The following is a 26,772-nucleotide window of genomic DNA, read 5'->3' as shown; positions in this document are numbered from 1 at the left end:
ATCAGCCGGCGTTGCCGCGCTGTTGCTGTGCTGGCTGCGGTGGCTCCACTGCTGTTGCCGACGACGCCGGCAACAACACCTGCTCGCCCTCGGCCAGGCCGGTCAGCACCTGTGCCTTGTCGGCGTTGCGCAAGCCGATGCGCACGTCGCGCGTTTCCAGCTTGCCGTCAGCGTGCAGGACCTTGAGTTTTTGCATGCCCTTGTTGTTCGGCTTGACCACCAGCGAGGCCGGAATGGTGACGGCGCGTTCGGCCTTTTCCAGCACGAAGAAGACATCCGCAGTCATGCCGGCCATCAGCTCGCGGCTCGGATTGGCGACGTCGAACAACACCGTGTAGAAGGCCTTCTTGCCCTGACGACCGCTGTCATCCGCAGGCAACAGCATGATCTGGCGCAACTTGCCGGCCCAGCGTTTGCCGGGATAACCGGGCGTGGTGAAGTAGGCGGTCATGCCCTTGGTGAGGCGCGTCACATCTTCTTCCGCGACGCGCGCCTGCACGCTCATCTTGCTCAGGTCGGCGATGCGCATGAGCACATCCTGGTTGGCCGACAGGGTCTGGCCGACGCGTGCAGACAAGGCCACCACGGTGCCGCCGATGGGAGCCACGATGCGGGTCTGCTTCTGGATCGCTTCGTCTTCCTTCATGGCGGCGTCGAGCTGCTGGATCTGGGCGTTGATGGCGTCCACCTTGGCGGCCGCCGAGTACATGCCCATGCGGCTCGATTCGTAGGTTTCTTCGCGTGTGGCGTTCTCGGCCTTGAGCTGGGTCTGGCGCTGGAATTGCAGCTGAGCGAAATCGAGCTGGGCGTTCTGTCCGGCCAGTTCCGCCTTCAGGCGCGCCATCTGGGCGCGGTTGTTTTCAGCGCGGCCGGCCTGCACCACCGGCGAGACCGTCACCAGCAACTTGCCTTCCTTGACGGTTTCGCCGATGCCGACGTACACATCGGAAATCTGTCCGGAGACCTTGGTGCCGACGTCGACGTAACTCTGCACGGCGACGTTGCCGGTGGCGTTGACCACCTGTTCGATGTCGGCGCGCTCAGCGATCACTGTTTCCAGTCGCACCGGCACCGCTTGCGGATGGCGCTGGCGGAAGCTGTACCAGCCGGCGACGCCGGCGGCGATCACCAGCACCAGGGCCAGCGCACTCCAACCGCGTCGCGCCAACGTGCGGCGGCGCTCGGCAGCGGCCGATTCGATCGGGTCGCCCAGATGGCGATCTTCGGCAGTCATGTCGTCGAGATTGTCCACGGGATCCCTCCTCATGCCGATGCCAGCCAGGAAGAGTGCCGCGTCGGCTGGCTCCACACGGCATAGTGCAACGCCGACAGCAGGCGCGGATCGTCGAGCAAGGCATGTTTTTGCTTCTCGGTCAGCACCGCGGGACCGCGGCGCAGCGCTTGCAGCACCAGCGAGTCGCCGGCAGCGCGACTGAGATCGGGCATGCGCGGATGACCGTGCGCGCCGGCGCAGACCAGTGCGTTGACGGCCGGATCAACCACGGCGTCGACGAAACCGGGCAGCGGCGCGGTGGCATTGAGATGGGTCACGGTGTCGCGCAATTCGCGCGGCGCATCGACCTCTTCCGGAATCACAAACAATTGAAGGCGACGGAACAGGCGGCCGAACGAAACACGGCTCGACAGCACCGACAGCGGCACCGAGAACATCAGTGAACCGGCGATCGGCATCAGCCACCAGATGAAGGACGGATTGAGCCAGTACACCAATGCGCCCCAGGCCACACCCAACACCGAGTGCACGCCATGGCGACGCACCGCCTGGCCCCAACCCGTTTCGTTGTCGGCGCGCGGCGGCGACTTCCAGCTCAGCGCCCAGCCGAGGAAAGCGCCCAGCACGAAGCGCGTGTGGAACAGCATGCGCACCGGCGCCAGCATCATCGAGAACAGCAATTCGATCAGCATGCTCAACGTCACGCGCAATGCGCCGCCGTAGCCTTTCGCGCCCTTGACGATGATCAGCAGCACGCTGAGGATCTTCGGCAGGAACAGAATGGTGGCGGTGGCCGAGACCAGCGCCAGGGCTTTTTCGGGATGCCATTCGGGCCAGATCGGGAACAGCTGGCGCGGCTCGACGAAGTATTGCGGATCGATCAGCGTGTGCGTCGCCAGTAGCACCGTCGACAACGCCAGGAACAAGGCCCACAGCGGCGCCGACAGATAGGCCATGACGCCGGTGACGAACACTGCGCGATGCACCACGTGCATGCCGCGCGCCAGGAACAGGCGGAAGTTCATCAGGTTGCCCTGGCACCAGCGGCGGTCGCGGCCGAGTTCGTCGAGCAGCGCCGGCGGCATTTCTTCGTAGCTGCCGTCGAGGTCATAGGCGATCCACACCGACCAGCCGGCGCGACGCATCAACGAGGCTTCGACGAAGTCATGCGACAGGATCGGGCCGGACAGGTTGCCGTCGCCCGGCAACGGCGCCAGCGCGCAATGCTTCATGAACGGCACCAGCCGGATGATGGCGTTGTGGCCCCAGTAATGCGATTCGCCGAGTTGCCAGTAATGCAGGCCGGCGGTGAACAGCGGTCCGTACACGCGCGTCGAGAATTGCTGGATGCGGGCATACAGCGTATCGCGTCCGGCGGCGCGCGGCGCAGTCTGGATGATGCCCGCGCCGGGATGCGCCTCCATCAGGCGCACCAGCGTCGAAAGGCATTGGCCGCTCATGACGCTGTCGGCGTCGAGCACCAGCATGTAGCGGTAGTCGGCGCCCCAGCGGCGGCAAAAATCGTCGATGTTGCCGCTCTTGCGTTTGACGCGGCGACGGCGATGGCGATAGAAGATGCGGCCGAAGCCGTCGACTTCCTTGCACAGCGCGGCCCAGGCCTGCACTTCGGCGGCGCAGATATCGGACTCGCCGCTGTCGCTGAGGACGAAGAAATCGAAACGGTCGAGATCGCCGCTGCGCTGCACCGACTCATACGTCGCGCGCAGGCCGGCGAACACCCGCGCCACGTCTTCGTTGCAGATCGGCATGACGATGGCGGTGCGCGCATCGGGCGCGATCCATTTCGGTCCGGCCTGCTCGTGCGAAATCAGATAGGGATCGTCGCCGCGCATGAGCACCAGGAAGCCGGTCATGGCGGTCCAGAATCCGGCCGAGACCCAGCAGAACAGCAAGCCGAACAAACCGAGGATGACCATCTCGAGCGGCTTCTCGCCGTGGTAAGGCAGCACGTCGCTCATGAAATACGTGGCCAGCGCGCTTTGCATCAGCATCAGGATCAGCAGCACCACGCGGCGCACGTTGCCGCTATGCGTCCAGTAACCGCGCGGATCGGGAGAATCGGGCAGGTCGAGCGTGTCTTCGACGAAGGCCGGTTCCTTCGGCGGCAGGCCCTTGCGGCGGGCGGCGCGTTGCTCGAAGGCGCGCGTGGCTTCTTCGACCCAGCGCGACAGCGGATTGAGCGTGCCCCAGGGGCGCGGCACCATCGAGCGGCGATTGAGCGGCGGCGACACCTTGATGTTGTCGCCAGGACCGGGAATGGGCCGCGGCGATTCAGCCGACCGCACGCGTGCTGCCGGCGCCATGGCCTCGACCGCAGCGCGCGGGTAAGTCAGTTCGAGACGCGCAGCGATGGAATCCTGCGCAGGATTGTCGTGCAAGCTGCGCTGCTCCCCTGCCAGCAGGCCGTGCAAGTTGCCCATGGCGTCGCCGGCATCCTGCTCCCCCACGCGGGCGAGCAACGCCTGGCGCTGTTCAGGCGTCAGCGGCAGGCGATCGAGGTAACGCTCCAGCTGTTGCGACGCGTGAGATTCGTGTGCTGCGTCGGAGGCGTGCCTCAGTTGGGGGGTAATATGTAGCTCCACGTTTCGGACAGGGTTGCGCCGGCGCCGCTCTGGGCGGCATTCCTCAGGAATCCGCGCAGTTCGACCGGCTTGTTATCTTCATTGCGGCGCAATTTCACCTCCATGCGCCAGCCGCCAGTGACGTCGTTGCGTCGTGTTGTCACGCTCACGATCTTGCCGTTGCCGTCACTTTCCACTGTCCCCTCCACCCTCGCATTGGCAGGCAGCTTCTTGAGCGCGCCGCCGTCGAAGTCAATCGACATGCCGATGCTGTCATCGGACTTGGCGCGATAGCCGTGTCCGAGACGTGTCTGCGCCACCCAGGCCAGCGGCGGCTTTTTCTCGCTTTCCTTCTGCCAGTACATCTTGTACTCGACGTTGAACGGCTGACCCGGCTTGGGCATGGCGTTCGGCATCCAGTACGCGACGATGTTGTCGTTGGTCTCGTCCGGCGTCGGGATCTGCACCAGCTCGACGCGGCCTGCGCCCCACTTGCCCTTGGGTTCGATCCAGGTGCTCGGGCGCGCTTCGTAATGGTAATCCAGGTCTTCATAGCTGGAGAACTGGCGGTCGCGCTGCATCAGGCCGAAGCCGAGTGGATTGTCGAGGCTGAACGCGGTCACCAGCAGGCGCTTCGGATTGACCAGCGGACGCCAGATCCATTCACCGGTGCCGGACTGGATCGACAGGCCGTCGGAGTCGTGCACCTCGGGACGGAAGTCGTCGGTGGGTCCGTTCTGGTTTTCACCGAAGAAGAACATGCTGGTCAGCGGCGCGATACCAAGCTTGGTGACGTTGGAACGCAGGTACAACTGCGCCTTGACGTCGATGGTGGTGTCGACGCCGGGACGCAGCACGAAGCGATAGGCGCCGGTGGCGCGCGGCGAATCCAGCAGCGCGTAGATCGTCAACTCCTTGTCGCCCGGATTCGGGCGGGCCAGCCAGAACTCGGTGAAACGCGGAAACTCCTCGCCCGAATACAGCGCTGTGTCGAGCGCCAGGCCGCGCGCCGAAATGCCGTAACCCTGGCCCTTGCCCATGGCGCGGAAATAGCTGGCGCCGAGGAAGGTCAGGACGTCGTCTTTTTCCTTGGTGGAATTGACGGGATAGCGGATGCGGAAGCCGGCGAAACCGATGTTGCGCACACGGCGCGGATCGATGCGGGTATGGCTGTAATCGAACAGACCCGAATTGAAGGCGATCTCGCGCACGCCGCCGCCGATGATTTCATTGATGCGCACCGGCTCGACGTAACCGCCGCCCTGATGTACGAATGACAACTCGAAGGGCAGTTTTTCCGGACGCCAATAGGCGCGATCTTGTTTGAAATGCAACTGATTGGCCTGCTCGTAGCTGAGATCCTTGATCTCCTTGGGCAGTTTGTCGGCCGGCTTCTTGTACGACTTGCCGGCCAGCGCCTTGGCGCGCACCGCGACGTCGTTGAAGTCGAACGCCGCCGCATTGTTTCCATAGAAGGCCAGCAGCGCGGTCAGCGCAGCCGGCACGAGCACCTGGCCCAGAAGACGGGATGGGTGCAGTTTGGCGGCAGCTTTCAAGGCGCCCCGCCGATACAAAGATAAGACCATTGGATTTCCGTCTGACATGCAGTTTTTCTTGTCCGATAACGCGCTTCCAGTTTCGAAAGCTGGCGTAGTTTACCCAATGTTGCCCAAGTTGACCGAACACTTCGTCGGGAAACAGGCAAGACCGTGAAAGATTGCTGCGCTGGCCGGGCTACCGCACCCGCGGGCCCCCGCAACAGTGCTGCAGACTACGCCGGCATCGAAGTTGCCGCAAAGAACCATCGCTGACTCACTGGATACAGGCTAGCCAGGTTCTTGCGGACGCTACCGGGGATACCTCTATAAGGACAGCTGCGCCCCATAAAGTTCCATCGGGGTCGGACTGTCCTGTAATATGACGCGCTCACCGGCGACGCAAGTCCATCAGGCGCGCCGGAATTCGGCAATCCTACACAAGTATCGGCATGTCACCTACACCTTCCGCCTCAGGCGCACTGTGCGTCATCGTCGCCACCGACAGCCAGAACGGCATCGGCATCAACAATACCCTGCCCTGGCATCTGCCGGAAGACCTCGCGCATTTCAAGCGCACCACCTCAGGCCATCCCATCATCATGGGACGCAAGACTTTCGACTCGATCGGACGCCCTTTGCCGAATCGCCGTAATATCGTCATCACGCGCAACCGCGACTGGTCGCACGCGGGAGTCGAAACAGTGTCATCCTTGCAAGAAGCTGCGGCGCTGGTGGCTGGCGCCGACGCCTTCATCATCGGCGGCGCCCAGATCTACGCCGAATCGCTGCCGCTGGCGACGCGCCTGATCGTGACCGAAATCGACAAGGCCTTCGACTGCGACGCCTTCTTTCCGGCCATCGACGCCGGAGTGTGGCGCGAGACGGCGCGTGAAACCCACCGTGCTGAAACACAGGAATCTGCGCAAGGATTTGCTCAGGGATTTAATTACGCATTTGTGACATACGAAAGACGCTGAAAGGCCTGCGGGCCTTTTTGTTGTTTTTCCCTGATTTTCAACAAGAACGCGCGGATTTTTCGCCCCATCGTTTGGCGATATCTGCGAAAATTCGGCTTCTTTTTAAAACCTGCCTCCGCTGCACCGTCGCCGCGATCCGGAACGCCAGCACGAGCAACAGGTCCACGAAGGTTCTGCCAGGCTGGAAGCGCACCGGATCCGGAACATTCCGATCCTGCCTTTCCACTTGCAGCGACATTGTTTTGACCGGTTTGCCCCTACCAAAAAGCAACCGTCCGAGCGCGTAAGCTTTTCGCCCAGGCGCAGTCCAAGTGTTAACTGAACTGAACGCATACCCCTGATCTCACATGCGTTCTCCTGGAGAACCTATGAAATTCCGTTTCCCCATCGTCATCATCGACGAAGATTTCCGCTCTGAAAACACTTCCGGCCTGGGCATCCGCGCCCTCGCAGACGCCATCAAGGAAGAAGGCATGGAAGTGCTAGGCGTGACCAGCTACGGCGACCTGTCGCAGTTTGCCCAGCAGCAATCGCGCGCCTCCGCCTTCATCCTGTCGATCGACGATGAAGAATTCGGCGCCGGCTCGTCCGAGGAAACCGACTTCGCGCTGAAATCGCTGCGCGCCTTCGTCGGCGAAATTCGCCACAAGAACGCCGACATCCCGATTTATCTGTACGGTGAAACCCGCACCTCGCGCGATATCCCCAACGACATCCTGCGCGAACTGCACGGCTTCATCCACATGTTCGAAGACACGCCGGAGTTCGTGGCGCGCCACATCATCCGCGAAGCCAAGTCCTACCTCGACGGCCTGGCGCCGCCGTTCTTCCGCGCGCTGGTGCACTACGCGCAGGACGGTTCGTATTCGTGGCACTGCCCCGGCCACTCGGGCGGCGTCGCCTTCCTGAAGTCGCCGATCGGCCAGATGTTCCACCAATTCTTCGGTGAAAACATGCTGCGCGCCGACGTCTGCAATGCCGTCGAAGAACTCGGCCAGTTGCTCGACCACACCGGCCCGGTCGCCGATTCGGAACGCAATGCCGCGCGCATCTTCAACGCCGATCACTGCTACTTCGTCACCAACGGCACCTCGACCTCCAACAAGATGGTCTGGCACTCGACCGTCGCTCCGGGCGACATCGTCGTCGTGGACCGCAACTGCCACAAGTCGATCCTGCACTCGATCATCATGACCGGCGCGATTCCGGTGTTCCTGATGCCGACGCGCAACCACCTCGGCATCATCGGACCGATCCCGCTGGAAGAGTTCACGATGGAAAGCATCCGTCGCAAGATCGAAGCCAATCCGTTCGCCCGCGAAGCCGTCAACAAGAAGCCGCGCATCCTGACCATCACGCAATCGACTTACGACGGCGTGGTCTACAACGTCGAGACGCTGAAGGAAATGCTGGACGGCGAAATCGACACGCTGCACTTCGACGAAGCCTGGCTGCCGCACGCGACCTTCCATGATTTCTACAAGGACATGCATGCCATCGGCAAGGATCGTCCGCGCGCGAAGAAGTCGATGATCTTCTCGACCCAGTCGACCCACAAATTGTTGGCCGGCCTGTCGCAGGCATCGCAGATCCTGGTGCGTGAATCGGAAACCGTGCAACTCGACCAGGACGCCTTCAACGAAGCCTTCCTGATGCACACCTCGACCTCGCCGCAATACTCGATCATCGCCTCGTGCGACGTCGCTGCGGCGATGATGGAAGCACCGGGCGGCACCGCGCTGGTGGAAGAAAGCATCCTCGAAGCGCTGGACTTCCGTCGCGCCATGAAGAAGATCGACCAGGAATTCGGCCAGGACTGGTGGTTCCAGGTGTGGGGTCCGAACAGCTTCTCCGCCAACGGCATCGGCGAGCGCGAAGACTGGGTCATCAAGGCGGAAGACGACTGGCACGGTTTCGGCAATCTGGCTCCGGGCTTCAATATGCTGGACCCGATCAAGGCGACCATCGTCACTCCGGGCCTGTCGCTGGACGGCAAGTTCGGCGAGAACGGCATCCCGGCCTCGATCGTCACCAAGTATCTGGCGGAACACGGCGTTATCGTCGAGAAGTGCGGCCTGTATTCCTTCTTCATCATGTTCACCATCGGCATTACCAAGGGCCGCTGGAATACCCTGGTGACTGCGCTGCAGCAGTTCAAGGACGACTACGACAAGAACCAGCCGATCTGGCGCATCCTGCCCGAGTTCGCCGCCGCGAACCAGGGCCGCAACGCGCGCTACGAGCGCCTGGGCCTGCGCGACCTGTGCCAGCAGATCCACGAAACCTATCGCGCCTACGACGTCGCACGCCTGACGACGGAGATGTATTTGTCCGACATGCAACCGGCGATGAAGCCGTCCGATGCGTTCTCGAAGATGGCCCACCGCGAAATCGATCGCGTGCCGCTGGACGAACTCGAAGGCCGCGTGACTTCGATCCTGCTGACGCCGTATCCACCGGGCATCCCGCTGCTGATCCCTGGTGAAATCTTCAACAAGACCATCGTCGACTACCTCAAGTTCGCGCGTGATTTCAACGAGAAATTCCCGGGCTTCGAAACCGACGTACATGGCCTGGTCAAGCGTGAAGTGAACGGTCGCCGCGATTACTTCGTGGATTGCGTAAAGGAGTAAGCACTTCCGTCACAAAAAAAAGCCGATGCCAGAAAACTGGTATCGGCTTTTTTTCATGGCGCATCCAAAATCCCGGCGATTGACCCGTGCCCAGGCCTCATGCAGAATGGCGCGGCGCTCTTCTCCGTCATTCTCTGCTCAACGTCGCCAGAACCTGTCCATGCACACAATAAAAAAGCTGGTTTTCTGTATTTTCCTCGTCTCTGCTCCGCTCGCCTTCGCTGAAGACATCCCGCTCAAGGCATTTGCATCGCTGCCCCTGATCGGCAGTGTCCGACTCTCGCCCGACGGCTTGACCACGGCCTATATACAGAACGTCGACGGCAAGAGCTATCTGGTGACGCAAAGCGGCGGCGTCAAACCCAAGGCGATCCTCACCACCGATAACCAGAAGTTCTATTTCTCCAGCCTGCGCTGGGCCAACGACAAACGGCTGCTGATCGGCGTGCGTTACCCCGATCGCCGCTACGGCAGCCAATCCATCGAGACGCGCATGCTGGCGATCAACAGCGATGGCAGCAATCTCAACGCCGACCTGCTGCGGTCGCAATTCGACGCGTTCAGCAACAGAAAACACGTACCGCAGTTTCAGGACCGCATCCTCGGCAAGATCGCCGGCGCGCCCGACAGCGTGCTGGTTTCGCTCGATCTCGACAACGCGACAAAACCGGACGTCTACCGCCTCAACGTCGAAACCGCCGAACTAAAAAAGGTGATGCGCAATCCCGGCAATATCTATCGCTGGATGGCCGACCGCAACGGCGAAGCGCGCGTCGGCACCGGCTGGAGCGAGAAAACCATCAGGGTGATCGTCAAGGCGCCGGGCAGCGACAAATGGGAAACTCTGAGCCGCTACACCGCCGACAACTACGACGAGATACGCGAAAAACGCATGACGCCGCTGGGCTTCGACAGTGATCCGAATTTCCTCTACGTCAATGCCGATCACCAGGGCAAGGAAGCGGTGTTCCGCGTCGATCTGTCGCAAGCAGGCTTTCCACGCACGCTGGTGCATGCCGACGCGCGCTTCGACGTCGACGGCGGCGTGATCTATGCACCATGGCTGAAGAAGGTGGTGGGCTTGCGCTATTCCACCGAGTACGGCCAGCGTCTCTATTGGGACGACAGCGCACGCCAGCTTCAGCAACAGCTCGACGGCGCCCTTCCGGGCCACAACAACATCCTCGTCAGCAGCAGCGACGACGGCATGCGCCATATCGTCGCCTCGCTATCGCTCGCCGCACCGCCGCGCCTGTATTGGCTCGATCGCAAGGCCGGCAAGATGTCGCTGCTTGCCGAGACTTATCCAGAGCTGGCATCAGCCCGCCTGGCCACGCCGCAGTCAGTCAACTTCAAGAGTCGCGACGGCATCAGCCTGCACGGCTACCTGACCATGCCGTTAACGGAGCCTGGCACGGGGCAAGAAAACCGCAAGGCCCCATTGATCCTGTTCCCGCATGGCGGCCCCGGCGTACGCGACGTCGCCGGCTTCGACTACTGGACACAATTCTTCGCCAGCCGCGGCTGGGCCGTGCTGCAAGTCAACTTCCGCGGCTCCAGCGGCTACGGCAGCGACTTCGAAACGGCAGGTTTCAAACGCTGGGGCATGGAAATGCAGGACGACCTGACCGACGGCGTCGACTGGCTGGCCAGGAGCGGCAAGATTGATCCGTCCAAAGTCTGTATCGTGGGCGCCAGCTATGGCGGCTACGCAGCGCTGATGGGCGTGGTCAAGACGCCGGACCTGTACCGCTGCGCGGTCAGCATTGCCGGCGTTGCCGATCTGCGGGATCTGCTGGCTCAAAGTCAGCGCTATATCGGCTATGAAATCGCCGCCGAACGCCAGATCGGCGAATGGTGGAACGACCGCGAACGCCTGCGCCAGACTTCACCTGTCAACCGCGTCAAGGAAATCCGCACGCCGCTGCTGCTGATCCACGGCAAGGAAGATCGCATTGTCGACGTCGAGCAATCACGCGACATGGCTTCTGCGCTCAAGAGTGCCGGCAACAAGGATTACCGTTACGTCGAGCTGCCGCTCGGTGATCATAACCTGAGCCGCGAGGAAGACCGCGTCACGACCTTCACCGAAATGGAAAAATTCCTGCGGCAATATCTGGACTGAGCCGCACCTAGCGCAGGAAAATCATTCCCGACATGGCGCCGCCGAACAGCAGCCACAGCGGATGCAGCTTGGTCTTGAGCGCGATGATGGCTGTCGCCGCCGTGATCGCCGCGAGGATGCCGTTGCTGATCGAGGCATGCGCAATCAGTGCGGCGCTGGCGGCCACCAGGCCGGCGGTCACCGGCAGCAGACCGGATTGCACATGACGCCGCCACGGGCGGTCCTTGAAACGCTCCCATACATGCAGCATCAGGATGGTCACCAATGACGACGGACCGAACTTGGCGATGGTCGTGACCAGCATGCCGTAGAAGCCGGCCACGTGCCAGCCGACCAGGGTCACGATCATCAGGTTGGGGCCGGGCGCGGCCTGGCCGAGTGCGAACAGCGCGCTGAAATCTTCCGCCGTCATCCAGTGGTGTACTTCCACCACCTGGCGCTGCATCTCCGGCAGGATGGTGTTGCCGCCGCCGAAGGCCAGCACCGACAATTCCGAAAAAATCAATCCGAGCGAGATCAGGGTCTGGATCATGATGCGGTTCCCTTCTTGGCGTCATCTTTCGGCGCATTCTTTCCGCCAAACTTCGCCGTGACCAGCACGCTCACCGGCGTCATCACCAGCATGGTCCACAACAGCGGAATGCGCAGCCAGGCGATGGCGATGAAGCAGATCGTCGCCAGTCCTGACAGCACCAGGTTCTTGCGCAGCGGCAGTGCGATCTTGACCGCCATCTGGATCAGCAATCCGGACGCGGCTGCGGCCAACCCGGCAAACAAGTGCTTGATCAATGGATCGTGTTGGTAGTGCTGATACAGAATGCCGAGCATCACCACCACCATCGAAGGCACGGCAATCAGACCGAAGATCGCCGCCAGCGCGCCTTTGACGCCGCGAAAACGCATGCCCAGCGCCACCGACAGGTTGATGATGTTGCCGCCCGGCAGGAACTGGCACAAGCCGAGCAGCTCGACGAATTCGGCTTCGGTCAGCCAGCGGTGGCGCTCGACCACCATGCGGTGCGCCAGCGGCAGCGCGCCGCCGAAGGCCGTCATGCCGAGGCCGAGGAAACCGAGGAATAGTTCGCGCGAGGTCGGCACGACGCGGATTTCCGGCGTGACCGGTGGCGCGGATGAAAGTGGATTGTTGTCGTTGAGCATGCTGTTGGCCTTCTGTTCTGCCTTCTGTTCTGCGGGTCGTTGCGACCACAAACAGAAGGCTACTCTTGCGTCGTTATTTTGTCTAATATATGGCAAGCACATCAACCATACATAAATCATATGTCAGCCATCGACCTGCGCCTGTTGCGTTATTTCATTGCCGTGGCCGAAGAAGGCCACCTCACCAAGGCCGCGCAGCGCATCGGCATCCAGCAGCCGCCATTGAGCCAGCAGATCCGCGCGCTTGAGACCGAGCTCGGCGTCACGCTGTTCAACCGCCTGCCGCGCGGCATGGAGCTGACCGAAAGCGGCCAGGCGCTGCTGACTGATGCCCGCACGATCCTGGCGCAAGTCGACTCCACCGTGGCCGGCGTCCGGCGCATCGCGCGCGGCGAGCTCGGTCGCATTGCGGTGGGTTTCACCGAATCCGCCTCACTGCATCCGTTCGTACCGACCGTGATCCGCGCGTTCCGCGACGCCGCCCCGGACGTTGCACTGACCGTGGAGGAAAGCAGCACCACCGACCTGGTGGCGCAGATGAGCCAGAATCGCATCGACGTCGCTTTCATCCGTTCACCGGTGGGTGACGTCAGCGACATCACGATCGAAACCATGATGGTGGAAGAAATGATCGTCGCCCTGCCCGCCGGCCATCCGCTGGTGCGCAACAAGCGTCGCAAGAGCGTGGCGCTGGCGGCGCTGGCCGAAGAGGTGTTCGTGCTCAATCGGCGCCCCAGCGGCCCCGGCCTGTATGACACCATCATCGCCGCCTGCCGCGCCGCCGGTTTCAGCCCGCGCGTCGAACAAGAGGCGCGCAAGAACCTGTCCACGCTGAGCCTGGTGGCGGCAGGCCTGGGCATCTCCATCATCCCCGCCTCGATGCGCCACGTCGAACTGGAATCGGTCAGCTATCTCAGCATCGACGACGCGCCCGACTTGAAAGCGCCGCTGCATCTGGCGTATCGCGACAGCGGGCAGTCGGGGGCGGTCAAGCGGTTTATTGTGGAAGCCAGGAAGTGTGCGAAGGCGGGACGAAACCTTGGTCGCTCACCTGCAAAATAAGGCGTGCAAGAAAAAGCCGTCGCAGACATTGATGCCTGCGACGGCTTTTTTACGTTCGCTCCGGATCTGAGAAGATCAGAAACTGTAACGCAACCCCAGGGATGCCAGACTATTGGTCAGCTTTCCGGTGGTTTCACCGACAGATGTCTTGCCGAAGTATTCGTACTCTGCGCGCAGGCTCAGCTGTGCGCTCAGTTTATATTCCGCTCCGACGCCGGCCAGAACGCTCCCGGATGTTTTTTTCTGCGAATACTTATAGCCGATGATCGGGGCGCTCTCATCGACCTTGGTGAATTTCGCAGCGGCCCCGAGCTTGCCGAACACTGAAAATTCACTCGACAAAGGATAGCTGCCGATGACACTGGCGCCAATAGCGGAGGCTTTCACCCGTGACGTCAGAAAAGTGGAGTCGGCCTGGAACTTGCCGAAATCGACTGCTTCCAGTTCCGCTGCCCAGTTAGGAGTGAACTGATAACCACCGAAAACCTTGAAGCCCGTATCGCTTTCCTTTTTCGAAGTGCCAGCCAAGAAATTGATTCCACTTGCCTTGTTTTGCGCATAACCCGCGCTGACACCTGCATACCACCCCTGCGCTTCGGCAGCGACGGATGAACCGCAAACACCTGCGGTCAAGGCGCACACGAACGTCGATAATTTCAGAGTACGTAAAAACATGAATTGCCCCTATAATTTTTTTAAGCGAGAAGAATCATCGTTTTGATCTTGTCTCGCGGGAGAGTAAGAACCGCAGCAACAGGCTGTGGTAACCAATCGGCCTGCATACGTGCCAAAGCCGCCAAGGCAGTGCAACAACAAATTTCACCACAGTGGGCTGAGACGATGATAGGTATACAGGCTCGACATTATCGCTGAACAGGAAAAAATTTCAATGACTGGCAGCAGCTTTACCTGGTCCCGGCACCAAAAGAAACGCCACCAGCGCATCAGCGATGGTGGCGTTCTGGGAACGGTCTGAATCTCGGACTCAGGTCTTCGGCAATGTCACACCGTGCTGGCCCTGGTACTTGCCGCCGCGATCCTTGTACGAGGTCTCGCAGATCTCGTCGCTCTCGAAGAACAGCACCTGCGCGCAGCCTTCGCCGGCGTAGATCTTGGCCGGCAGCGGCGTGGTGTTGGAGAACTCCAGCGTCACGTAACCTTCCCATTCCGGCTCGAAAGGCGTGACGTTGACGATGATGCCGCAACGCGCGTAGGTCGACTTGCCGAGGCAGATCGTCAGCACGCTGCGCGGGATGCGGAAGTATTCGACCGTGCGCGCCAGCGCGAACGAGTTCGGCGGGATGATGCAGACGTCGCCGTGGAAATCGACGAAGGATTTTTCATCGAAGTTCTTGGGGTCGACGATGGTCGAGTTGATGTTCGTGAAGATCTTGAATTCGTTGGCGCAGCGGATATCGTAGCCGTACGACGAGGTGCCGTAGGAAACGATCTTCTGGCCGTTGGCCTCGCGCACCTGACCGGGCTCGAACGGCTCGATCATGCCACTGCTTTCCGCCATGCGACGGATCCATTTGTCGGATTTGATTGCCATTGTCTTTTTGGAAATAGATTGCGGTAAAAGTGCTGCAATTTTACGCTAAACGCAGCATCGTTCTTCAAATACTACATGCCGTACCATCAACGTTGCATGGTTTCCCACACCTTCTGCAACCGCTTGACCGACACCGGCATCGGGGTCTTCAACTCCTGCGCGTACAGGGACACCCGCAGCTCTTCCAGCAGCCAGCGGAACTCCTGCATCTTGGGGTCGCTTGCGCCACGGTCCTTTTGCGCTCGCTGCCACGGCGCAGCCACCTGGGTCCACTCGGACAACAGGCGTGCGTCGCGGGTCGGGTCGGCGCGCAGCTTTTCCAGGCGCACATTGATCGCCTTGAGGTAGCGCGGGAAATGCATCAGGTTGTTATAGTCGCTGTCGGCGATGAAGCGCTTGCCGACCAGGTTCTGCAACTGCGACTGGATGTCGGCCGAGGCCTGCGCGTGCGTCTTGATGGTCTGCAGCTTCTTCGGCAGCGTGTAGTACTCGGCTAGCACCAGTGCGGCCAGGCGCGCGATTTCATTGACCAGCAGGCCGAAGCGCGCCTTGCCCTCTTCCTTGCGGCGGTTGAACTCGTCGGCATTCTTCGGCAGCGGGTCCTGCATGAAGGCGCGCTCCAGACCTGCCGACAGGATCTGGTCGCGCAACTCTTCCTGCGAACCCAGCGCCATGAATTGCATGCCCATCTGCTGCAGGCCGGGGATGTTCTTTTCCTGGTACTTGAGCTGCTCTTTCAGTTGCAGCGCAAACAGGCGGCGCAGGCCGGCGAAATGCTGACGCGCAGCGTCGGCGGGGTCGTCGAAGACTTCGAGATCGCAATGGGTCTTTTTGTCGACCAGTGCGGGGAAGCCGATCAGCGTTTGTGACTTGCCTGAATTTGGTCCGACTGCGCCACGCTGGATTTCCAGCAGCTCGGGCAGCTCACCGAAGGTCCAGTTGGTGAGATTGCCGTATTCGGAAACCGAAGCCGCGCTCGCTCCTGAAGGCGCAGCTGTTGCAGTTTTTCCTGCGGGCGCGGCGGCGGTAATGGATGCCACCGGCGTCGCAATCCCGGTAATCGCCGTCTGCTCGGCCAGCTTCTGGAATTGCTCGCGCGCCTGGCCGCCGAATTCTGCTTGCAGGCTGCCAAGGTTGCGGCCCATCTCCAGCTGGCGGCCGTGCTCATCGACGATCTTGAAGTTCATCGCGTGATGCGCGGGCAAGGTCTCCTGCTTGAAGTCGGTGCTCTTGACCATGATGGTGATCTGCTCGCGGATGTCGGCAATCAGCGCATCGATCAGGTCGCCCCGGCCGAACAGATGACGCTCTTCCATGCGCGCGCAGAAACCGGCGGCGTAGTCGGGCAGCGGCACGCAATGGCGACGCAGCTTTTGCGGCAACGACTTGAGCAGCAGGTGCACCTTTTCCTTGAGCATGCCGGGCACCAGCCATTCGCAGCGCGCGGCGGACACTTGGTTCAGCGCATACAGCGGCACCGTCAGCGTGACGCCGTCGCGCGGCGTGCCGGGTTCGAAGTGATAGGACAGCGCCATCGACAAACCCGCCACCGTCATGGTTTTCGGGAACAGCTCGGTGGTCACGCCGGCCGCTTCGTGACGCATGAGGTCGTCACGGTTCAGGAACAGCAGCTTGGGATCGGCGTTGGCGGCAGTGGCGTCCTTGTGCCACTTCTCGAAAGTGATGCCGTTGCAGATGTCGGCCGGGATCAGCTTGTCGTAGAAGGCGGCGATCAGTTCATCGTCGACCAGCACGTCCAACCGGCGCGATTTGTGTTCGAGGTTTTCGATCTCGCGCACCAGCTTCTGGTTGTGCGCGAAGAACGGTGCGCGCGTGTCGAAGTCGCCGCCGACCAGCGCGTCGCGGATGAAGATTTCGCGCGCTTCCTGCGGATTGATCAGGCCGAAGTTGATGCGGCGCTGGCTGTACACCACCAAGCCGTACAAGGTGGCGCGTTCGGATGCGGTGACCTGGGCGCTGCGCTTTTCCCAGCGCGGTTCGCCCCAGGATTTCTTGAGCAGATGGCCGCCGACGCGCTCCAGCCATTCCGGCTGGATCTGCGCCACGCAACGCGCGTACAGGCGCGAGGTGTCGACCAGTTCGGCGGCGACGATCCACTTGCCTGCCTTCTTCTGCAAGCTGGAACCGGGCCAGATGTGGAACTTGATGCCGCGCGCGCCAAGGTAATGCGGATCTTCGTCCGACTTGAAGCCGACGTTGCCGAGCAAACCGGTCAGCAACGCGGTGTGCAATTGCTCGTAGGTCGCCGGCGCTTCGTTCATGCGCCAACCCTGCTCGCGCACGATGGTCAGCAGTTGCGAATGGACGTCGCGCCACTCGCGCAGGCGCAGCTGCGAGAGGAAGTTGGCGCGGCAATGGTCTTGCAGCTGGCGATTGGATTTCTTGTGCTCGACGGCTTCTTCGAACCACTTCCAGATTCGCAGATAACTCTGGAATTCCGATTTCTCATCGGCGAATTTCTTGTGCGCCTGGTCGGCGGCGGCCTGCGCTTCCATCGGGCGGTCGCGCGGATCCTGCACCGACAGCGCCGAGGCGATGATCAGCAATTCGGAGAGGCAGGCGTTCTCGCGGCCCGCCAGAATCATGCGGCCCACGCGCGGGTCCAGTGGCAGCTTGGCAAGTTGATTGCCGAGCGGCGTCAACTGGTTGAACTCATCGACGGCGCCGAGCTCTTGCAACAGTTGATAACCGTCGGCGATCGCGCGGCCCAATGGCGGTTCGATGAACGGGAAGGTTTCGACGTCGGCCAGATGCAGGGACTTCATGCGCAGGATGACCGAGGCCAGCGACGAGCGCAGGATTTCCGGCTCGGTGAATTTCGGTCGCTGCAGGTAGTCCTGTTCTTCGTACAAGCGGATGCATACGCCTGCAGCAACACGGCCGCAACGGCCGGCGCGCTGGTTGGCGGCCGATTGCGCGACCGCTTCGATCTGCAGTTGCTCGACCTTGTTGCGGTAGCTGTAGCGCTTCACGCGCGCCAGACCCGCATCGACCACGTAGCGGATGCCGGGGACGGTCAGCGAAGTCTCGGCGACGTTGGTCGCCAGCACGATGCGGCGCGCGTTGCTCGATTTGAAGACGCGCTCCTGCTCTTGCGCCGACAGGCGCGCGAACAGCGGCAGGATTTCGACGTGCGGCGGATGGTGCTTGCGCAGCGCTTCGGCAGCGTCGCGGATTTCGCGTTCACCGGGCAAAAACACCAGCACGTCGCCGGAACCGATGCGCGCCAGTTCGTCGACGGCGTCGACCACGGCGTCCATCAGGTCGCGCTGGTCGCGGTCCTTCTGCGCCTGCGTCGCACGGCCTTCGGCGCGTGCGCGGGCGTTGGCCACTTCCGGCGCGAGGTTGCTGCGGTCGGCATTGTCGACCGGGCGATAGCGGATCTCGACCGGATACAGCCGGCCCGATACTTCGATCACCGGCGCCGGTTTGAGCTCGCCGTTGACCTCGGTGCCGAAGTGGCGCGAAAAACGATCGGCGTCGATGGTCGCCGAGGTGATGATGACCTTCAGGTCAGGCCGCTTCGGCAGCAACTGCTTCAGGTAGCCGAGCAGAAAGTCGATGTTGAGGCTGCGTTCGTGCGCCTCGTCGATGATGATGGTGTCGTACTGGCGCAGCAGCGGATCGGTTTGCGTCTCCGCCAGCAGGATGCCGTCGGTCATCAGCTTGACCCAGGCGCCTTTGGTGAGCGTGTCGTTGAAGCGCACCTTGAAGCCGACGTGCTCGCCCGGCGGCGTGCCGAGTTCCTGCGCGATGCGCTTGGCGGTCGACGACGCGGCGATGCGGCGCGGCTGGGTGTGGCCGATCAGACCTTTTTCACCGCGACCGAGTTGCAGGCAGATCTTGGGCAGCTGGGTGGTCTTGCCGGAACCGGTCTCGCCGCTGACGATGATGACCTGGTTGGCCTGCAGCGCCTCGGCGATTTCCTGGCGGCGGCCGGAGACCGGCAGCTCTTCGGGGAAGGTGATCTCGGGCAGAGGGTTGCGCACCTGCACACGCGGCGGCGCGGCAACGCGCGGCGACTGCTGGGCGGACTTGTTTTTGGGCTGGGGAGCTTGGGGAGGCTTTGGGGAATTGGGAGCGGACATAACGGCTGGCATTATACCTACTCCCTGCGCTTGGCCTGCCCGGCGGACCAATAACGGCTTTTTTCGCGCATGTGAAACCGCACTGCAACATTGCGGTGCAAAAAACGGCTCCTCGCCAAACATCTGCGGTGCGACTGGTTATAATGCGCAACATGGAAAATGACACCGATTTCGCCAGCTTCGTGGCCTGGCTGCGCTCCGTAGCGCCTTACGTTCACGCCTTCCGCGGCAAGACCTTCGTGATCGCCTTCCCGGGCGAGCTGGTCACGGCCGGCGGGCTGGCCGTGCTGGCCCAGGATCTGTCGCTGTTGCATGCGCTGGGCATCCGTATTGTGGTGGTGCACGGCTCACGACCGCAGGTTGAAGAACAGCTGGCGCTGCGTAACGTCGAGGCGCGCTTCCACAACGGCCTGCGCATCACCGATTCGGCTGCGCTGGAATGCGCCAAGGAAGCCGCCGGCGAGTTGCGTCTGGACATCGAAGCAGCATTCAGCCAGGGCTTGCCCAACACACCGATGGCGCATGCCGCGATCCGCGTCATTTCCGGCAACTTCGTCACGGCGCGTCCGATGGGCGTGATCGACGGCGCCGACCTGCAGCTGACCGGCATCGTGCGTAAAGTTGCGGCCGACACCATCCATCCCATCCTCAACGCCGGCGGCATCGTGCTGCTGTCGCCGCTGGGCTTTTCGCCGACCGGCGAGGCCTTCAACCTGGCGATGGAAGACGTGGCGGTCACCGCCGCCATCGCGCTGCGCGCCGAGAAACTGATTTTCCTGAGCGAAACACCGCTGATGCATGACGCCGGCGGCACCGACATCCGCGAGCTGTCGTCGCATCAGGCCGAGGCCGTGCTGCAGGCCAATTTCCTGCCGCCCGACGCCGCCTTCTATCTGAAGAGCGCGGTCAAGGCCTGTAACGCGGGCGTCTCCCGCGCCCACATCGTGCCGTTCTCCACCGATGGCTCGGTGTTGCTGGAGCTGTTCACGCATGACGGCATCGGCACCATGATCACGTACGAAAACCTGGAAAGCCTGCGCGAAGCCACCATCGAAGACGTCGGCGGCATCATCAAGCTGATCGAACCGCTGGAAGCCGACGGCACGCTGGTCAAGCGCGGCCGTGAGCTGATCGAGCGCGAGATCCATTACTTCTCGGTGATCGAGCATGACAACGTGATCTTCGGCTGCGCAGCGCTCTATCCTTTCCCGAAGGAAAGAATGGGCGAAATGGCCTGCCTGACCGTCAATCCGGAAGTCCAGGCGCAGGGCGACGGCGAGCGTATCCTCAAGCACATCGAAACGCGCGCGCGCGAATCGGGACTGACCAAGCTGTTCGTGCTGACCACCCGCACTTCGCACTGGTTCCTGCGGCGCGGCTTCGTGCCGGCCACCGTGGACGACCTGCCGAAGGACCGCCAGCACATGTACAACTGGCAACGCAAGTCACTGGTGCTGATCAAGAATCTATAATGCAGAAATCAGGACGTGAGACTGCATCTTCGATGCTCTCAACCGCTGAAGTTCGCCCAAGCGAGTCTCATGTCTTCCCTGAATACGTCATCAATGTTTTAACCAAGGAATCAACATGGCACGCACCATCCACTGCATCAAACTGAACAAGGAAGCCGAAGGCCTCGACTTCCCGCCGTACCCGGGCGAACTGGGCAAGCGCATTTATGAAAGCGTGTCGAAGGAAGCCTGGGCCGGCTGGCTCAAGCACCAGACCATGCTGGTCAATGAAAACCGCCTGATGCTGGCCGATGCGCGCGCACGCAAATACCTGGCCGTGCAGATGGAAAAGCATTTCTTCGGCGAAGGCGCCGACGCAGCGCAAGGCTACGTCCCGCCACCGGGCGACTGAGCTGCACGCTGAATCGTACTGCCGCGGTTCAGGTGCATCACGCCGCCTGGACCGCCTCTCTCTCCCCAGTCTGACCTCCCCTGCTTTATTCTCCGCTGCGGATATTTCTCGCGCCAGCCCGGTCTTATCCCGGTCTCAACGGCTTTGTCGCGCATTCCGTAGAATAGCCGTCACGCCTCCCCTTCGATCATCCATCAGGAAAACATGTCCCTGCTCCGCCCCGCTTCACTGGCCCGCTGCCTGCTCCCCTTGTTCCTGACCGTCGGCGGCGCCCATGCGCAGGCCCAAACCCCGCCGCCGCTATCCTTGCCCGCCGGCGTCAGCCAGGGTCCTTCCGCCGAAGGCATCACTGAATACCGCTTCAGCAACGGCTTCAAGCTGCTGCTGATGCCTGACGCCAGCAAGCCGACCGTGACCGTCAACATGACTTATCTGGTCGGCTCGCGCCAGGAGAACTACGGCGAAACCGGCATGGCGCATCTGCTGGAACACCTGATGTTCAAGGGCACGCCGCAGCACGGTGCGATCCCGCAAGAGTTCAGCAAGCGCGGCATGAGCTTCAACGGCACCACCTCGCTGGACCGCACCAACTATTACGAATTCTTCCCGGCCGGCGATGAGAACCTGCAATGGGCCATCGCCATGGAAGCCGACCGCATGCTCAATTCCTTCATCGCGCAGAGGGATCTCGACAGCGAAATGACGGTGGTGCGCAATGAGTTCGAGAGCGGCGAAAATTCGCCGAGCTCGGTCATGGTCAAGCGCATGCAAAGCGTCGCCTTCGACTGGCACAACTACGGCAACTCGACCATCGGTAATCGCAGCGACATCGAGCACGTGAAGATCGAGAACCTGCAGGCCTTCTATCGCACCTATTACCAGCCCGACAATGCGGTGCTGCTGGTGGCCGGCAAGTTCGATCCGGCCAAGGTGCTGGCCTGGGTCGATCGCAGCTTCGGCAAGATGCCGAAACCGGCGCGCGCGCTGCCGACGTTCTGGACGGTGGAACCGACCCAGGACGGCGAGCGCCAGTTCACCATCCGCCGCAGCGGCGACGTGCAACTGGTCTACGTCGGCTACAAGATCCCGTCCGGCATCCACATCGATTCCGATGCCGCCGGCGTAGCCGCCGACATCCTGGCCGACACGCCTAACGGCCGTCTGCACAAGCTGCTGGTGGAAACCGGCAAGGCCAGCGCGATCGTGCAATTCCAGTTGAGCGGCTATGCGCCGGGGCTGCAGATCATCGGCGCGGTCGTCAAGAAAGGCGAACCGCTGGAGCCGGTGCGCAAAGCGCTGACCGACGCCATCGAATCGTTCGCGACCACGCCGCCCACTGAAGCCGAGATGGCGCGCGTGCGCGTGTCCAACGCCAACGGCTATGAACGCCTGCTGAGCGACCATCAGCGCATCGGCATTTCCCTCTCGAACGTACTGGCGCTGGGCGACTGGCGTCTGCTGTTTGCCGGACGCGACCAGGTCGACGCGATGAGCGCGCAGCAAGTCGCCGACGCCGCCGCGAAGTACTTCCGCCGAGACAATCGTACGGTGGGACTGTTCATTCCGGAAGACCAGCCGCAACGCAGCGAAATCCCGGTCGCACCTAGCCTGGAAAGCGCGCTGCAATCGTACCGGCCACGCGCTGCGGTCGCGACCGGCGAGGCCTTCGATACTTCGCCCGCCAACCTGGACTTGCGCACCACGCAATTGCGCGTGGGCGGACTCAAGCTGGCCTTGCTGCCCAAGAAGACGCGCGGCCAGACCGTGTCGGTGCGCATCAAGCTGGACTGGGGCGATGAAAAAACCTTGTTCGGCAAGAAAACCATCGCCGCCATGACTGGCGAGATGCTGTCGCGCGGCAGCATGTCCATGACGCGCGAACAACTGGCGGATGAATTTGCGCGCCTCAAGATCGCCGGCGGTGTGAACAATTTCCAGACCACGCGCGACAATCTCGATGCGGCGTTGAAGCTGATGGCCGACATCCTGCAGCATCCGCGTTTCGACCCGGCCGAGTTCGAGCAATTGCGCAAGCAGATTCTCGTCAGCCTGGAGTCCTCGCGCAATGATCCGACCGAGCGCGCCTCCGAAGCCCTGTCGCTGCACTTCGACCACTACCCCGCCGGCGACTGGCGCGCGGCGCGCACGCTGGACCAGCGTATCGCGGCGGTACAGGCGTTGACGCTGGATGATGTCAAAGCCTTCCATCGCGATTTCTACGGCGCCTCCTCCGGACAGATCGCTATCGTCGGCGACTTCGACCCCGATGCAGCCGCACGCGTGATCCAGCAAAGCCTGGCCGGCTGGAAGAGCGCCACGCCTTATCAACGCGTGCTGCAAGATTATTCCGAAGTCGCCCCGACGCGCCAGTTCATCAACACGCCCGACAAGGAAAACGGCACTTACCTCGCCAAACTCGGCCTGGATATCCGTGACGAAGACGCCGACTATCCGGCGCTGGTGGTAGCGAATTACCTGATCGGCGGCGCCAGCATGAAGTCGCGCCTGGCCGACCGCGTGCGTCAGCGTGAAGGCTTGTCGTACAGCATCGGCACGTCGCTGTCGGTCGGCGCGCTCAGCAACGCCGGCCAGTTCGGCATCGGCGCCATCGCCGCGCCGCAAAACCTGGACAAGGTCGACGCCGCCATTCGCGAAGAATTGCAGCGCCTGATCACCGAAGGCTTCACAGCGGAAGAACTGGAACGCGCCAAATCCGGCATCCGCCAGCAACGCGAACAGTCGCGCGCGCAGGACGACACCATCAGCAACGGCTGGGTCAACCTGCTCGACCTTGATCGCACCTATGCCTGGGCGGCGCAACTGGATGAGCGCATCGCAGCGCTGACGCTGGACCAGCTCAACAGCACGTTGCGCAAGAGAATAGTTCCGGCGAACATGAGCGTGGCAATTGCGCGGGATGAGGGGAAGGCGAAACAGCCTTAGCCTTGAGAACGTAACAACGCCCAAAGAAAAAGCCGCCCGATGAAGGCGGCTTTTTTTGTCGGCGTTCCAATCAAAGGCTGATCAGAACTCCAGTTTTTTCACGCCGTCCGGCGTACCCAGCAGGCAAACGTTGGCGCCCTGGCGTGCGAACAAGCCCACCGTCACGACGCCGACGATGTTGTTGATCGCCGCTTCAATCTCGGCCGGCTCGGTGATGCTCAGACCGACGGCGTCGAGGATGTAGCAACCGTTGTCGGTCACCAGCGGCTTGCCTTCCTTCAGGCGCAACTTCGCCTCGCAACCGAGCGCGGACAATTTGCGCGCGGCCACGCTGCTCGCCATCGGGATCACTTCCACCGGCAGCGGGAACTTGCCGAGCACGTCGACCAGCTTGGAGCCGTCGGCGATGCAGACGAATTTCTGCGCCACGGAGGCCACGATCTTTTCACGCGTCAATGCCGCACCGCCGCCCTTGATCATCGCGCCCTTGGCATCGATCTCGTCGGCGCCATCAATGTAGACCGGCATGGTTTCGACGTCGTTGAGGTCGAACACCTTGATGCCGTGACCGCGCAGGCGCTCGGCGGTGGCTTCCGAGGACGCCACGGCGCCCTTGATGCGGTCCTTGATCTTGGCCAGTTCATCGATGAAGAAGTTGGCGGTGGAGCCGGTGCCGACGCCGATGATTTCGCCGTCGACCACGTAGTCGATGGCGGCGCGGGCTACCGCTTGTTTGAGTTCGTCTTGAGTCATGACAATGGACTATGAATGGTTAAAACAACTTAGTGGGAATCTTCAGGCTTCTCGTCCAGCGTTTCGAACAGCGCGATTTGCAGGCGGGAATGCAGCTTGACCAGCTTGCTCCACAACAACCACAGCAGCCCGGCCACGCCCAGCAGCACGAAGGCCAGCAGGTTGAGCGGCGGCAAGATGCTGGCGCTCAGGACAAAGATCAGCAACATGATACCGAGAATCGACATCACCGGTATCACTTCGGAAATCACACGCCGCACACCGGTCGTGTAGGCGCCCGCGAATTCCGGCTTGACCCCGACTTCGGCCAGCAGCATGGCCAGGGCCTGCAGCTTGCGGTAGGTGGCGATCAGGAACGGCAGCGATAATACCAGAGCGCCACCCCAGATCACGGCCTTGCGCACTTGCTCATCGCCTATCCAGGTCGACAGCCAGCCGCCGATGCCATCCACGAAGAAGGCGCCGCACAGGAAGATCGCCACCACCAGCGCGATGTTGACCAGCACCTGCACCAGGATGCGCCGGATGATCTTGCTGATCTCAGCTTTCTCGCCTTGCGGCTGCAGGCTTTCCAGCCAGCTCGCGTACATGCCGAAGATGCCGGAAATCTTTTTCGGCACCAGCTCCACCGCCTTGGCCGACAGCGGATCGGCGGCCTTGATCAGGTAAGGCGTGAGCAGCGCGGTCACGGCCGACACCGCCACCACGATCGGGTAGAGGAAATCGCTGGTGACCTTGAGGCTGACGCCGAGGGCGGCGATGATGAAGGAGAACTCGCCGATCTGCGCCAGTCCCATGCCCACGCGCATTGGCGTGCGGCCGCCATGGCCGGCCAGGAAGGTGCCGATGCCGCAGCTGAACAGTTTGCCGAACACCACCGCGAAGGTGATGACCGTGATCGGCAGCCAGTATTTGGCCAGCACGTTGGGATCGAACAGCAGGCCGATGGCGACGAAGAAGATGGCGCTGAACATGTCGCGGATCGACTCGATGATGCGTTCTATGCGATGGATCTGGCGCGATTCGGCCATCACCGCGCCGACCAGGAAGGCGCCCAGCGCGACGCTGTACTGAAGCTTCATGACCAGCAGGCAGAAGCCGAACAGGATGCCCAGCACCGTCACCAGCAGCATCTCGTTGCTCTTGAAGCGGGCGACGTAGTTGAGCAGGCGCGGCACGATCAGGATGCCGACCACCAGCGACACCACCATGAACAGCAGCAGCTTGCCGACCGTGTTGACCACTTCGCCGGAATCGACCGAGCCGCTGGTGGCGATGCCCGACAGCAGCGCAATCATGCCGATGGCGAGGATGTCTTCGACGATCAGGATGCCGAAGATGATCTGGGCGAACTTCTCGTTCTTCATGCCCAGCTCGTTGAGCGCCTTGACGATGATGGTGGTTGACGACACCGCCAGCATGGCGCCGAGGAAGACCGCGTCCATGGTCTTCCAGCCGAAATAGATGCCGATCTCGTAGCCGATCCAGATCATCAGCATGATCTCGGCGACCGCGGCGACCACGGCAGTGGCGCCGACCTTGGCCAGCTTCTTGAGGCTGAACTCCAGGCCCAGCGAAAACAGCAGGAAGATCACGCCCAGCTCGGACAGGATGTGGACGGTCTTGTCGTCCTGGATCAGGTTGAACGGCGGCGTGTGCGGGCCGATGATGACGCCGGCCACGATATAGCCGAGCACCACCGGCTGCTTGAAACGGTTGAACACGACGGTGACCACGCCGGCGATCAGCATGATCACGGCAAGGTCCTGGATAAACAGTTCAACAGCATGCATGCGTAGGATTCCCCTTCAGGTCTGCCGCCAGGCGGCATGGTGGATGATGTGTGACTGGCTTATGGCAATTGCACACTCGCCTGGCCAGTTTTCGGATTGGACGCGTCATGTTCGCCGTCTGTGCGGCAATACGGTGATGCGTGAAATGGATAAGCGCCGTGACCGAGCCAGCCAAGCTCAAACTCAATCTCGCTCGGGTTCGCTTGTATGGTTCGCTGGTGGCAGCGGAGGTGCGGCTTGTTTCGGCTTAGTCAGACTACCTGCAGCCGATATGGATACGACGATTGGATTTGGTGCATTGAACAAAGTTGCTGCACCGTATCGTCGCTGACAGGCGCAAAGTTAGCACAGACGAGGAGCGCTCTGCAAATTTTATCGAGATGCGGATCATCAATATCCGCGAGGCTCGTCACGTTTCCTGTCGCGATGCGGCCCTGAAAAACCGGCGCA

18 protein-coding genes are annotated in these 26,772 nt (G+C 61.8%); 7 read left to right on the top strand and 11 right to left on the bottom strand.

Features of this window, described 5'->3' with window-relative positions:
• Position 1 precedes the first annotated feature (1 nt).
• The 3 genes from E4P32_RS00610 to E4P32_RS00600 are packed head-to-tail and all read right to left on the bottom strand — an operon-like array spanning position 2 to position 5,402.
• Positions 2-1,267, bottom strand: coding sequence for an efflux RND transporter periplasmic adaptor subunit (locus E4P32_RS00610; RefSeq protein WP_116433728.1), 1,266 nt, complete (start codon positions 1,265-1,267; stop codon positions 2-4).
• Entirely contained in the window at positions 1,264-3,837 is a 2,574-nt protein-coding gene (gene mdoH / locus E4P32_RS00605; RefSeq protein ID WP_116433729.1) for a glucans biosynthesis glucosyltransferase MdoH, read from the bottom strand. The genes E4P32_RS00610 and mdoH overlap by 4 nt, the downstream gene beginning before the upstream one ends.
• The gene (locus tag E4P32_RS00600; protein ID WP_233526594.1) at positions 3,810-5,402 is read right to left on the bottom strand and encodes a glucan biosynthesis protein G; all 1,593 of its coding nucleotides are present in this window, start codon (positions 5,400-5,402) and stop codon (positions 3,810-3,812) included. Before E4P32_RS00600 ends, mdoH begins: the two co-directional genes overlap by 28 nt.
• Before the next feature lie 401 nt (positions 5,403-5,803).
• Here E4P32_RS00600 and E4P32_RS00595 point away from each other — a divergent pair, with 401 nt between their 5' ends.
• The gene (locus E4P32_RS00595) at positions 5,804-6,331 is read left to right on the top strand and encodes a dihydrofolate reductase (protein ID WP_116433730.1); all 528 of its coding nucleotides are present in this window, start codon (positions 5,804-5,806) and stop codon (positions 6,329-6,331) included.
• A 37-nt stretch (positions 6,332-6,368) separates the two neighbouring features.
• Here E4P32_RS00595 and E4P32_RS00590 read toward each other — a convergent pair whose 3' ends face one another.
• Positions 6,369-6,569, bottom strand: a complete 201-nt coding sequence (locus E4P32_RS00590; protein ID WP_116433731.1) for a hypothetical protein — start codon at positions 6,567-6,569, stop codon at positions 6,369-6,371.
• A 130-nt stretch (positions 6,570-6,699) separates the two neighbouring features.
• Between E4P32_RS00590 and E4P32_RS00585 the strand changes: the two genes are divergently transcribed.
• Positions 6,700-8,964: an arginine/lysine/ornithine decarboxylase gene (locus tag E4P32_RS00585; protein WP_116433732.1), complete on the top strand. Its 2,265-nt coding sequence runs from the start codon at positions 6,700-6,702 to the stop codon at positions 8,962-8,964.
• A 160-nt stretch (positions 8,965-9,124) separates the two neighbouring features.
• Positions 9,125-11,089, top strand: coding sequence for a S9 family peptidase (locus E4P32_RS00580; protein ID WP_158559715.1), 1,965 nt, complete (start codon positions 9,125-9,127; stop codon positions 11,087-11,089).
• 7 nt (positions 11,090-11,096) lie between these two features.
• Here the strand turns inward: E4P32_RS00580 and E4P32_RS00575 are convergent, their stop codons facing one another.
• Both E4P32_RS00575 and E4P32_RS00570 read right to left on the bottom strand, forming a co-directional pair.
• Positions 11,097-11,621 carry a chromate transporter gene (locus E4P32_RS00575; protein ID WP_116433734.1) on the bottom strand — a complete coding sequence of 175 codons (525 nt, stop codon included), beginning with the start codon at positions 11,619-11,621 and terminating at the stop codon, positions 11,097-11,099.
• Positions 11,618-12,247, bottom strand: coding sequence for a chromate transporter (locus tag E4P32_RS00570; RefSeq protein WP_116433967.1), 630 nt, complete (start codon positions 12,245-12,247; stop codon positions 11,618-11,620). Before E4P32_RS00570 ends, E4P32_RS00575 begins: the two co-directional genes overlap by 4 nt.
• A 120-nt stretch (positions 12,248-12,367) precedes the next feature.
• Here E4P32_RS00570 and E4P32_RS00565 point away from each other — a divergent pair, with 120 nt between their 5' ends.
• Complete coding sequence (locus E4P32_RS00565; RefSeq protein WP_116433735.1) at positions 12,368-13,309, top strand: LysR family transcriptional regulator; 942 nt, start codon at positions 12,368-12,370, stop codon at positions 13,307-13,309.
• Positions 13,310-13,384: 75 nt separating this feature from the next.
• Here E4P32_RS00565 and E4P32_RS00560 read toward each other — a convergent pair whose 3' ends face one another.
• The 3 genes from E4P32_RS00560 to hrpA all read right to left on the bottom strand — a co-directional run bounded on the left by E4P32_RS00560 (position 13,385) and on the right by hrpA (position 18,982).
• On the bottom strand, positions 13,385-13,984 hold the full coding sequence (locus E4P32_RS00560) for an outer membrane beta-barrel protein (RefSeq protein ID WP_116433736.1): 600 nt from the start codon (positions 13,982-13,984) through the stop codon (positions 13,385-13,387).
• Between the two features lie 310 nt (positions 13,985-14,294).
• A complete protein-coding gene (dcd, locus tag E4P32_RS00555) occupies positions 14,295-14,861 on the bottom strand; it encodes a dCTP deaminase (protein WP_116433737.1) in 567 nt (188 codons plus the stop codon).
• Positions 14,862-14,947: 86 nt separating this feature from the next.
• Positions 14,948-18,982, bottom strand: coding sequence for an ATP-dependent RNA helicase HrpA (gene hrpA / locus E4P32_RS00550; protein WP_116433738.1), 4,035 nt, complete (start codon positions 18,980-18,982; stop codon positions 14,948-14,950).
• Positions 18,983-19,122: 140 nt separating this feature from the next.
• Between hrpA and argA the strand changes: the two genes are divergently transcribed.
• From argA to E4P32_RS00535, 3 genes are all read left to right on the top strand, one after another.
• Positions 19,123-20,442 (top strand): amino-acid N-acetyltransferase, encoded by a 1,320-nt coding sequence (gene argA / locus E4P32_RS00545; protein WP_199525594.1) that lies wholly within the window; start codon positions 19,123-19,125, stop codon positions 20,440-20,442.
• A gap of 115 nt (positions 20,443-20,557) precedes the next feature.
• Entirely contained in the window at positions 20,558-20,833 is a 276-nt protein-coding gene (locus E4P32_RS00540; RefSeq protein WP_116433740.1) for an oxidative damage protection protein, read from the top strand.
• Between the two features lie 204 nt (positions 20,834-21,037).
• Entirely contained in the window at positions 21,038-23,776 is a 2,739-nt protein-coding gene (locus tag E4P32_RS00535) for a pitrilysin family protein (protein WP_116433741.1), read from the top strand.
• Between the two features lie 81 nt (positions 23,777-23,857).
• On the opposite strand, the gene rpiA is transcribed toward E4P32_RS00535, so the two are convergent.
• The gene (gene rpiA / locus E4P32_RS00530; protein ID WP_116433742.1) at positions 23,858-24,529 is read right to left on the bottom strand and encodes a ribose-5-phosphate isomerase RpiA; all 672 of its coding nucleotides are present in this window, start codon (positions 24,527-24,529) and stop codon (positions 23,858-23,860) included.
• Between the two features lie 29 nt (positions 24,530-24,558).
• Positions 24,559-26,322, bottom strand: a complete 1,764-nt coding sequence (locus E4P32_RS00525) for a cation:proton antiporter (RefSeq protein ID WP_116433743.1) — start codon at positions 26,320-26,322, stop codon at positions 24,559-24,561.
• Positions 26,323-26,772: the final 450 nt, after the last annotated feature.

This window comes from Herbaspirillum sp. 3R11, assembly GCF_004563925.1.
GTDB lineage: Bacteria > Pseudomonadota > Gammaproteobacteria > Burkholderiales > Burkholderiaceae_D > Herbaspirillum.
The sequence above is the reverse complement of the archived record's forward strand: the minus strand, read 5'-3'. Positions and strand labels throughout refer to the sequence as shown.